The organism is Nostoc sp. FACHB-152 (genome assembly GCF_014697475.1).
Taxonomy (GTDB): domain Bacteria; phylum Cyanobacteriota; class Cyanobacteriia; order Cyanobacteriales; family Nostocaceae; genus Nostoc_B.
In genome coordinates this window covers 51089-61452 of record NZ_JACJRV010000043.1, presented here as the reverse complement: position 1 = coordinate 61452, position 10364 = coordinate 51089, and the positions used below count along the sequence as shown (strand labels likewise).

At 39.6% G+C, this 10364-nt stretch carries 8 protein-coding genes; 5 read left to right on the top strand and 3 right to left on the bottom strand.

Annotated elements, in window-relative coordinates:
• Positions 1-371 precede the first annotated feature (371 nt).
• Both H6G76_RS23170 and H6G76_RS38280 read left to right on the top strand, forming a co-directional pair.
• On the top strand, positions 372-584 hold the full coding sequence (locus H6G76_RS23170) for a bromodomain-containing protein (protein ID WP_190706129.1): 213 nt from the start codon (positions 372-374) through the stop codon (positions 582-584).
• A gap of 356 nt (positions 585-940) precedes the next feature.
• The gene (locus tag H6G76_RS38280; protein ID WP_397333984.1) at positions 941-1357 is read left to right on the top strand and encodes a Rho termination factor N-terminal domain-containing protein; all 417 of its coding nucleotides are present in this window, start codon (positions 941-943) and stop codon (positions 1355-1357) included.
• Between the two features lie 5 nt (positions 1358-1362).
• Here the strand turns inward: H6G76_RS38280 and H6G76_RS23160 are convergent, their stop codons facing one another.
• Positions 1363-2103 (bottom strand): M50 family metallopeptidase, encoded by a 741-nt coding sequence (locus H6G76_RS23160; RefSeq protein WP_190706126.1) that lies wholly within the window; start codon positions 2101-2103, stop codon positions 1363-1365.
• 502 nt (positions 2104-2605) lie between these two features.
• Here H6G76_RS23160 and H6G76_RS23155 point away from each other — a divergent pair.
• The 3 genes from H6G76_RS23155 to H6G76_RS23145 all read left to right on the top strand — a co-directional run bounded on the left by H6G76_RS23155 (position 2606) and on the right by H6G76_RS23145 (position 5976).
• Positions 2606-3100 (top strand): quercetin 2,3-dioxygenase, encoded by a 495-nt coding sequence (locus H6G76_RS23155; protein WP_190706124.1) that lies wholly within the window; start codon positions 2606-2608, stop codon positions 3098-3100.
• A 186-nt stretch (positions 3101-3286) separates the two neighbouring features.
• On the top strand, positions 3287-5392 hold the full coding sequence (locus H6G76_RS23150; protein ID WP_190706121.1) for a M3 family metallopeptidase: 2106 nt from the start codon (positions 3287-3289) through the stop codon (positions 5390-5392).
• Between the two features lie 359 nt (positions 5393-5751).
• Entirely contained in the window at positions 5752-5976 is a 225-nt protein-coding gene (locus H6G76_RS23145; RefSeq protein WP_190706118.1) for a hypothetical protein, read from the top strand.
• 64 nt (positions 5977-6040) lie between these two features.
• On the opposite strand, the gene H6G76_RS23140 is transcribed toward H6G76_RS23145, so the two are convergent.
• Both H6G76_RS23140 and H6G76_RS23135 read right to left on the bottom strand, forming a co-directional pair.
• Positions 6041-6784, bottom strand: a complete 744-nt coding sequence (locus tag H6G76_RS23140) for a metallophosphoesterase (protein WP_190706114.1) — start codon at positions 6782-6784, stop codon at positions 6041-6043.
• 14 nt (positions 6785-6798) lie between these two features.
• Entirely contained in the window at positions 6799-9861 is a 3063-nt protein-coding gene (locus tag H6G76_RS23135) for a tetratricopeptide repeat protein (RefSeq protein WP_190706112.1), read from the bottom strand.
• Positions 9862-10364 lie beyond the last annotated feature (503 nt).

Sequence of the window (10364 nt, the reverse complement as noted above, 5' to 3'; positions counted from 1 at the left end):
CTGCATCAGTGAAGTCGCTGGAATACGCCATTAGCATTGGATTTTAGATGCTGAGGAGTACCTTAATTCAAAACCTCATAAGATGTCAAATGGGTTCTATATATACCGAAATTGAGATGGGTAAGATTTTAAGAAAAAGCCTATAGTTGCTGTAAAACTATAGGCAGATAAATTCATTGCTTGGTAATTGCAGTATATTCATTTCTAATTAGCTATCTCCTCTACTATAAGAGTTAAGCTTAAAAGCCAATTGTGATTATTCTTTACAAGTAAAATCGGATTTTCTTTCAACTTTTGGTAGAGTGCAGTCATCAATTATACGTCTAGGATGAATACTGTATAAATAAGACCGCAGTTTGTCTGCTTTTGTTATGACATTTAATTACAGATGGAAAAATGGCACTCGGCCAAGCAGAGATGAAGCCATCAGACATAAATATTTGTTGGATGAAGGTCAGTTTACTAATGAGCAAGACAGACAGTTAGCTGAAGAATCCGCAAGGCGACTGTTAGGTGTACCTGTACCAACCTTAGATGAAGATAAATCAGTGTTACCGCAAGCTGATCCTGACAAAAAGCTATAGGCAATAGGCAATAGCTTTTAAGGTAGGTAACAATATACTGATTTTTTCAGAAATCAAATAGGAATCCTATAGTAGGTGAGAGGAAATAAGCAACAGGAGATAGGGATGAATATCTTGTACTGTCTAAGTTCTATCATCTGTTGATGTTTTAACCACCTTGGTTGTTGCTAGATAAAATACAGCTGCTCTTGTTGAGCGCTCGCAATCATCACACAGCAATTAGGAAAGGTAAAATGGCTGAGGATAATTACGACCAAAAATATACTGACCCTGAGTTACGCCGTCAACTCAAAGAAGAAATTCTGCAATCTGATAAAGGTGGTGAACCTGGTTAGTGGTCTGCACGCAAGAGTCAGCTGCTAGTCAAGGAATATGAAAAACAAGGCGGTGGCTATAAAAAATCAGAAAAAGACGCAGCCGCAAAATCATTAGAAGAATGGTCTGAACAAGATTGGCAAACCGAAACAGGTAACGACCGCGCCCGTGAAGATGGAGTTACTAAACGCTATCTACCGAAAGCAGTATGGGAAAAGCTGAGTGATGCAGAGAAACAAGAAGCAGAACAGATAAAAGAAGAAGCTTCCAAAAAAGGGGAACAGCACGTTGAGTGGACTCCTGCTATTAAAAAGGCTATTCATGAAGTTGAGCATAAATCAGACAACGAGCCATCAAAGCAGGAGTTATACGAGCAAGCAAAATCGTTAGATATTAAAAATCGCAGCAAAATGAGCAAAGAAGAACTCACTCAAGCAATTGATCAGGCTCAAAGTTAAGGTGATTAGTGACGATAGGCAAGGCGGAGGCTTTGGATTAAGATTACCAAAGATGCGATCGCCATCAATCCACCCCAAAACCAATAAGGTAAAAGCAAATATCTCTGCATCTGGGCTGTATCAGAAAGCCCTAAATAACCAGCACTATAGCTAAATAAATAATCCAGTTGGTGGTACGTACTCACACAAGCCTGTACACCCAAAAATTGAATAGCAAAACCCTGTACCCAATGGGGAGCTTTCAGCGAAATACCGAGAATAATTAAACCCAATAAGGGAACTGCCAGCAAGCCAAACCAAGAACGTACCCAAATTACTGTAGATAACAGCAGAAAAATTCCGAGAATTTTCAGGCTGAGGGAAGCTGCTTTAAAACTGCGAGAAGCCAAAATTAAAGCTGCACCAGCAATTGGCGGCCCCATCGGCCCGGCTGCGGCGACTAAACCAGGGCCGATAAAGCCAAGTGACGTGGCGATGCGGTAAGTAGCTACGCCAGAAGCATTGCTAAAAATCTCTAACTTTTGAAACTGTCCACCCAATAGCAACGCCATCAAGCCGTGACCCATCTCGTGAAACCAAGTTGCCAGAATAGTGAACGGGTATAAAATGTAATCTCCTCCCGGAAGTTGCCACAGCACAGTAGTTGCGATCGCAGCTGCTACTAACCACGTTAGCCCCATACGTTCTACTTCTGGCGGAGCTTCCCTGGACAGTAAGGTTTTAAAATCTTTGCTTGGTTCCCTCATAGATGATTTTCCTGAATGTAATTACCGCAACAAGCGGAGTGTACTTTCATCCATCCTAATCTAAGGAAGTAGGAGTAGTGTTTGCGCTTGGGTGTAAGGGTGTAGGGTTTCAAATAAGGGTTTTATTTTACACTCCATAAGCTTCTCATAACTGGCATCGATGCGATGAAATTGCTTGAGTCGGTCATTTACACAAAATATCACTAATTCTCTAGATAGAAACTTCCGGCAAATACTAGTTCTAGGGTAAAAAATAAGCGGTATACTTACTTTTGATATAGGAGTCATATTTAATTTTTGAAAAAATCAGTATATTCTTACCTGGCTTCTTTACTGTTGCCTCTTGCCTGACTACACAAGTATGTTCATTAATCAAACCGGATTCCTATACACACAATTAGTAAAAGCCTAGTGACACTAAATTTCTAGACTTTTTAATTATGACTTAGTTCTATTTTGGAAGTTGCAATCTGTTCGGGATAAAACTCAGGAGATCAAGAAAATGACAATTAATCATGGAATTTTCTCGCAGCCAGGACAAGGCGATAGTTATTCAGTAGCAGGAGATATCACTACCTTTAAAGCGACAAGCGAACAAACAGATGGCAATTATGCACTGTTTGAAGTGGTCGTGGCACCACAGTTAGGGCCACCACCGCATATTCATAGTCAAGAAAATGAAGCATTTTACATTCAAGAAGGAGTCATTGAGTTTTATCTTGATGAGCAAACGATTTTAGCAACTCCAGGGACATTTTTACATTCTCCCAAAGGTCAACTACATAGTTTTAAGAATATTGGTGAGACACCTGCTAAAATGCTCATCTGGGCGACTCCAGGTGGAATTGAAAAGTTTTTTGCCCAAGTCGGAACTAAAGTAGAGAATTCCTCAGTTCCACCGTTACCAATCACTCAGGAACTAATTAATCGAATATTAGCAACTGCGCCTGAGTACGGAATCACAATAGTTCTTCCTGAACCTGATAATTCTCTATAGTGTAATGCCTGGAAGGGAGGATAAAAAATAAAGCGATCGCCATCTTAAATTAGCTACTCCTAACAGAAAATAGTCAAATGGGGTTTTTACATTCGGTTATTTCGGCATTCTGTCAAGGCTAAAAAGCAAGAGCGATCGCTACATTAGAACATATATAGAGATATAATCCCTAATTTAGACAACACCATGAGTGCAGTCACTATTCCTCAAAATCCCTTGCTTAAAGGTACTGGCTTACCACCATTCACCGAGATTCAACCAGAACAAGTAATCCCAGCTTTCGAGCAGTTATTAAAAGAACTTGATGAGGAGCTTACCACTTTAGAGGCGAATGTCCAGCCAACTTGGAGTGGTTTAGTCGAACCTCTAGAAAGGCTGTCAGACAGGCTAACCTGGAGTTGGGGCATAGTCAGCCATTTAATGGGAGTGAAGAATAGTCCCCAGCTGCGCGAAGCTTTTGAAACTGTGCAACCCCAGGTAGTACAGTTCAGCACTAAACTTGGACAAAGCCAAATTATCTACAACGCTTTTAAAGAACTCCGTGCTAGTGATAGTTGGGCAACCTTAGAACCCGCCCAACACCGTATTGTCGCAGCTGCCATCCGGGATGCTGAACTATCTGGTGTTGGCTTATCCGGAGAAGCCAGAGAGCGGTTTAATCATATTCAAATGGAATTAGCAGAACTATCTACCAAGTTCTCTAACCATGTCTTAGATGCCACCAAAGCTTTTAGCCTCACCCTAACAACCAAAGAAGAAGTTGACGGCTTACCCCAAAGTTCACTTAGCCTAGCCGCCCAAGCTGCCCGTGCAGCTGGTGAAGAAAACGCCACCCCAGAAAATGGCCCTTGGCGCATCACCTTAGATTTTCCCAGCTACGGCCCGTTTATGCAGCACAGCACCCGCCGAGACTTGCGCGAAAAGTTGTACAAAGCTTTTATCACCCGCGCTTCTTCTGGCGAGTTAGATAATAATCCCTTAATTGCACGAATTTTAGAATTACGGCTAGAACTAGCGAATTTGTTAGGCTACAAAAACTTTGCCGAGTTAAGCCTCGCCAGTAAAATGGCTCCCAATGTCGCAGCAGTAGAGGCACTCTTAGAAGAACTGCGGAGTGCAAGTTATGATGCTGCTGTCAAAGAATTAGCCGAACTCAAAGCTTTTGCAGCTGCCAAAGGCGCGCCAGAAGCCCAAGATTTAAAACACTGGGATATTAGTTTTTGGGCAGAACGCCAACGAGAAGAAAAATTCTCCTTTACAACCGAAGAGTTACGTCCCTATTTCCCCTTACCGCAAGTTTTAGACGGGTTATTTGGGTTAGTTAAGCGGCTGTTTGGTGTCACCGTCACTCCTGCTGATGGACAAGCCCCGGTATGGCATGAAGATATACGATATTTTCAAATTGCCGATGAAACAGGTAAACCCATAGCCTACTTTTACCTCGATCCTTTTAGCCGTCCGGCGGAAAAGCGCGGTGGTGCTTGGATGGATGTCTGCATTAACCGCAGCAAAATTAATGATAATGGCACAACATCTGTGCGGTTGCCTGTGGCTTATTTGGTATGTAACCAAACTCCGCCAGTGGATGGTAAGCCTAGTTTAATGACCTTCGATGAAGTAGAGACATTATTCCACGAATTCGGTCATGGCTTACATCATATGCTGACTAAGGTGGATTACACTAGCGCGGCAGGTATTAACAATGTCGAGTGGGATGCTGTAGAACTGCCGAGCCAATTCATGGAAAACTGGTGCTATGAACGTCCCACATTGTTTGGCATGGCGAAGCATTACGAAACTGGCGAACCCTTACCAGAGCATTATTACCAAAAACTGTTAGCAGCGCGCAATTACATGAGTGGTAGTGCTACATTGCGGCAAGTTCACTTTAGCATTGTGGATGTAGAACTACACGATCGCTATCACCCAGGCGGTGATGAAACTCCTGCACAGTTGCGCCAGCGTATCGCTAAGACGACAACAGTTTTACCACCCCTAAGCGAAGATTCTTTCTTGTGTGCTTTCAGCCATATCTTTGAAGGTGGCTATGCAGCAGGCTATTACAGCTACAAGTGGGCTGAGGTACTCAGTGCTGATGCTTTCGCCGCTTTTGAAGAAGCCGGTTTAGAAAATGAAGAAGCAGTCCAAGCCACAGGTAAACTTTATCGGGATACGGTGTTGGCACTTGGTGGTAGTAAGCACCCAATGGAGATATTCAGAGCCTTCCGGGGACGCGAACCGAGTACAGAGGCTTTGCTGCGGCATAATGGTTTGTTAAATACAGCAGCTTAAGAAGCTTGTAAATAAGTTTTAGATTGGGATACCCGATTTCTTCAAAGAAGTTGGGTATCTTATTATCAAGTATCAAAGACTCGTCCACGAGTATTAAAGACTCTCGCGCGAGTATCAAAGACTCGTCCGCGAGTATCAAACACTCGTCCACGAGTATCAAACACTCGCCCACGAGTATCAAAGACTCTCGCGCGAGTGCTTCAAGGAGTGAGAACCAGAGTTAGTAGTGCGAATTTTGGAAAATTATTGCAGAGTTTATGAAAGAAAAGGCGATCGCTTAGAATGGAGGTAGTTGTGAGCGATCGTAGGCAGAAGCAACTATGATTGAATCAGTCTTACTAACCTAATTCGCGTCAAAGATGACAGATATTTCTCAAACCTCTCGACTTCAACAGGCGATCGATGTTGCGGAAGCCTTATCGTTAGAAGAACAGCAATTATTGCTAGAAATTCTATCAAAACGCTTGCATAAGAAACAACGTCAGCAGCTTCTAGAAGAAGTCCAAGAAATTCGCCAAGAAGTTGCAGAGGGCAGAATCAAATATGGTTCTGTGAAAGACTTCTTAGCCCAGTTAGATACTTGAGAGAAATTGCTTGGAGTCCAATCTAAGTCTGCTTGTTTAATTGGCTGTACTGCTGACATATTTATTAAATTTCCACTGACAATTCTGGATTAAAGTAATTATTTGGTTCATCTGGATAACCACGGGGATTGCAAATAACGCGAGTTAATCCAATTTGATAATCTAATTGATTGTGAATGTGACCATGAATCCATAATAATGCTCCAGATTCATCAACTAAAGTATCAAGACTTGAAGCATAAGCAGCACTTAAAATATCTTCCTGATATTCAAAAGGTATAGACTTTATACTAGGAGCATGATGACTAATAATTACACTTTTACCAGACAAGCCAGGTAATGTATTTTTTAACCAACTTACTGATTTTTTACAAATTAGGGCTGTGTCAAGAGTTCTTAACCGTGAGTATTGGGGACTTAATCTGATTTTCTTGTAATCATTCATGACTTGACTAGCTTCTACACCTGCCATCCGTGGCTCACCAAATAGTTTAAAATCAGTCCATAAAGTACAACCTAAGAAATTTACACCTTCAATGGTAACTAAATCGTTTTCTAGAACATGAACATTAGTTCCTAATGAATATTCTTTCAGCTTCTCTACAAGTCTTGGATAAGCACTTCCATAATATTCATGATTGCCTAACACGTATATAACTGGTCTATTATAAATATTTTGAATTGCCCATTTAATTCCTCTTTCTCTTAAATTAATATCTCCAGCCAAGACAACAATATCAGCATTTATATCAGGAATATTAAATGGCTGAAATTCCAGATGCAAATCACTTAATATGTGAATTTTCATACTACTGATTCTAACTACAACCCATTTCCAATCAAAATAAAAGCTGACCAATAATAAGGATGATTAAACTCACCATTCTTACCCGTTAACAAAGCAATTTGCGCCTTTTGCAAAGCCTCAGCTTTCGTAATTTTTCCAGATTTTAACGCTGCATAAAACTCATTCATTAATGCTTGTGTACCGCCATCAGATACAGCCCATAATGAAGCCATAGTTGCTTTAGCACCTGCGAGTTGCATCTGATATCCTAAACCCAGAATTTCTTGTCCATTAGCTGATTTTTCTCCTAAAGCAGTTTGGCAAGCACTCAACACCACTAAATCGACATTTGACAAAGACCAATTTTCAATGTCTCGTAAAGTTGCACGTTCGCCATCGCCAAACACAATAAATGAATCTTCTGGAGAACCATTTACAAGTTTGCCATGTGTCGCCAAATGCACAATTTTGTAATCATTCATTTGGGGAATTGTCATTTGCGGGTTGAAATCTTTGTCTAATACAACTTTGCTACCTGGCAGAATTTTTGCTACGTTTTCTACTTCGACTTTGGCAAATTCTAAACCACTAAACATCTCTTGCCGTTGACCGACTTTGACTGTATATTCACCTTTAGTGAAAGCAGCAGCTAAAGCATTAACAGAAGTTTGAGGTTGATTAACTAATTTTGTCAAACTGGCAGCAGTGATATTATTAACTACAAAGCGTTGCACTAACCAATTCTGCCCATCATATAATGCTGCTAAAGGCACATATCTCAGCTTGCCATCGGGAGCATAAATTATAGTTTTAGCATCAGCTTGTTTTAAGTCATTTTCTATAGGTTTAATCAGCCAGTTATATAACTTGTTAGCTGGTGCTTTACTATTTTTGTAAGGAACAAGTACTGCTTCTCTAAATTCATCAATTGCTTGGTTTAACTCGGCTGATTTCACTGGTACAGCGCGGTGAATTGGCGGCGCGTCAGCCGAGACTACAACTAATTCTAATCTGTCATCTAAAACTAAAGGATAAAGCAACACAGCTTTTTGATTTAACTGACGTAAGTTATCTCTTAAAGAATTGAGTTGACGTAAGTTTAAATTTTCCTGTCCCGATGTGGCGGATAATTGTTGCACTAACGCGACAATAGAGGGACTTTTAATAAACTTGTTAAACTCGGCGTTAGTATTTTGTTCGAGTTTCACCAATTCAGCGATGCGTTTTTCTTGAGTTGCGGTGCGTGTTTGCGACGGAATTTTTCTTAGGGTGGTGAGTTCTTTACCAAGTGCGATCGCTTGCTCTTGAATTGCACTATACTTCTGAGATATTTCCGCTTCTTGTGGTTTTAACGGTAATTGTGCTGCTTCGGCTTTGGCTACTACAGTTGTACTTCCCCGTTGATTATTTCTATTTGTGACTTTTGGTGTACTAGTACCGGGTTTACCAATATAGTCACTAACTTCCTGAATTTTCAGCAAATCTAAAACTTGTTGCGCTTCCGCCGGACGATTTTGTTTGAGTAATAAATCAGCTAAACGGCGATATCTTTCCGAGACAGTTTCGGTGTAAGATTTTTGGATATCACTAGGCACAACTCGTAAATTTTGCCGAATCGTTTCGGTTAAATTGACTGATTGTTTGTAAAATGCGATCGCTAGTGGTGGTTGATTCCGTACAGCTAGTACATCTCCTAAAAATTTCAGCGTTGCAGCTTCACTAACTTTATCTTCCACTTCTCGATGAATAGCTACTGCTTGCTGATATAGCCCTAAAGCTTTATCGTATTGATTTTGTTTTTGATACACTTGCCCTAAGTTACTAATTGTTACGCCTTCGCCAGTGCGATCGCCAACTTCCCGATAATTAGCTAAGGCTTGCTGATTAAATTCTAGAGCTTGGTTATAGTTACCCAAATTTTGGTAAACACGCCCAATATTATTTAGTGCTACGGCAACACCTAATTTATAGTTATTTCGTTTGTATATATCTAAAGCTTGTTGATATAACTTGAGTGCTTGCTCATACTTACCCAAACTAAAGTAAATCTGTCCGATATTATTAAGATTTAATGCTGCACCTTGAAATTGAAACGCGTCTTTACCAAAAGCATCGCCAACATTAGCACGGCTGGTAAGTTGTTGTAAAGCTTGAGCATTTTGACCGAGAGCATTATAGAGTAACTTTATGGCTTGCTCATCTGTACTTTTGTACTCCCCAGTGCCAAGTTTTTTATAAATATTTGTAGCTTTCTCGGCAAATTCTAACGATTTTTGATATTGTCCCAAGTTGAAATATACGCCTGAAATATTATTAAAAATTGCTGCTTGTGTACCATAAAATGCAGAACAGCATTCTTGTAAATCTTTTAATCCTTGCTGATAATTGTCAAGTGCTTGAGCATAGTTGCCCAAATTGAGATAAACTATACCAATGTTGTTTAAAGTTTGGGCAGTACCGCTTTTATCGCCGTTAGCTTTTTGAATTGTCAAACTTTGTTGATAAAACTCTAGAGATTTAGAATATTTACCTGTGCGGAAGTAAACTGCACCAATATCTGTTAATAAATTAGCTTCGCTATTTGCGTAACTATAACCTTTAGGGTTAGCTGCTTTTAATTCTTGCAGAACTTTCAAAGCTGGTTGATAAAATAAGAGTGATTTTTGATATTCTCCGAGATTTACATACACTTCTCCGATATAGGATAAGGGTATCCATTCGTTTTCTTTGTCGCGGAGTTGGCGGCGAATATCTAAGCCTGACTGAAAAAATTCTAGTGCTTTAGTATACTCTCCCTTTTTCAGATGAATGTATCCAATATTCACCAGGCTGTTAGCTTCTCCTGCTTTAGCACCATATTGTTTAAATATTGCTAACGACTTTTGAAATAGTTCTAAACCAGCTTGTAAATCATCTAAACCAACTAAATCTTTATAAACCAGCCCCTCACCTTGATTATTTAAAGTAATGGCTTCGGTGATGCGTTCTTCGGCTGTAGGTGTTGGTGCTTGAGCAATACTTTGTTGCGAATAATACAATACTAAAGCTGGAGATGCAAAAGTCAGCAGGATAGTTGTAGCTATTTGAGGAAATTGCATAAGCACAGATTTTTAGTCAGTTAAATAGTTGTAGTTTATTGTTCCCATAAACATAACTAAAGATATAATTGGAAATTTATTATCTGATAAAGCTAAATTTTTTTTAAGTGGGCGATCGCTCAAAAGAACAGTGGTATAATTGCGCTAATTTATGAGATATCTTTGCAATACTTAACTTGCCTCTAATGAACAAAAGTTAATATAGATTAAAAATAATAAATAACATCATATTTTATAAAGTTAACTGAGATAAATTGAGAGTAAGCTTAATTATTGAAGCCTAGTTCAAAGTTTAGAGATAGGTACAAATTAAGGGAAATTTACTTAGTATATTTAAGTAATAAATACTAGGAAATGAAAGTTGATTTGTACCCATTTACTTAACTAGTGCAGTTAGGCAGAAATAATTACAGTCTGACAAAAAATCAACTTTTAATGTGAATTTCTGCGTAGAGGCACTAGGTTATTGAGCAAGACGTTGACAATTCAACTGAGCCAATTAC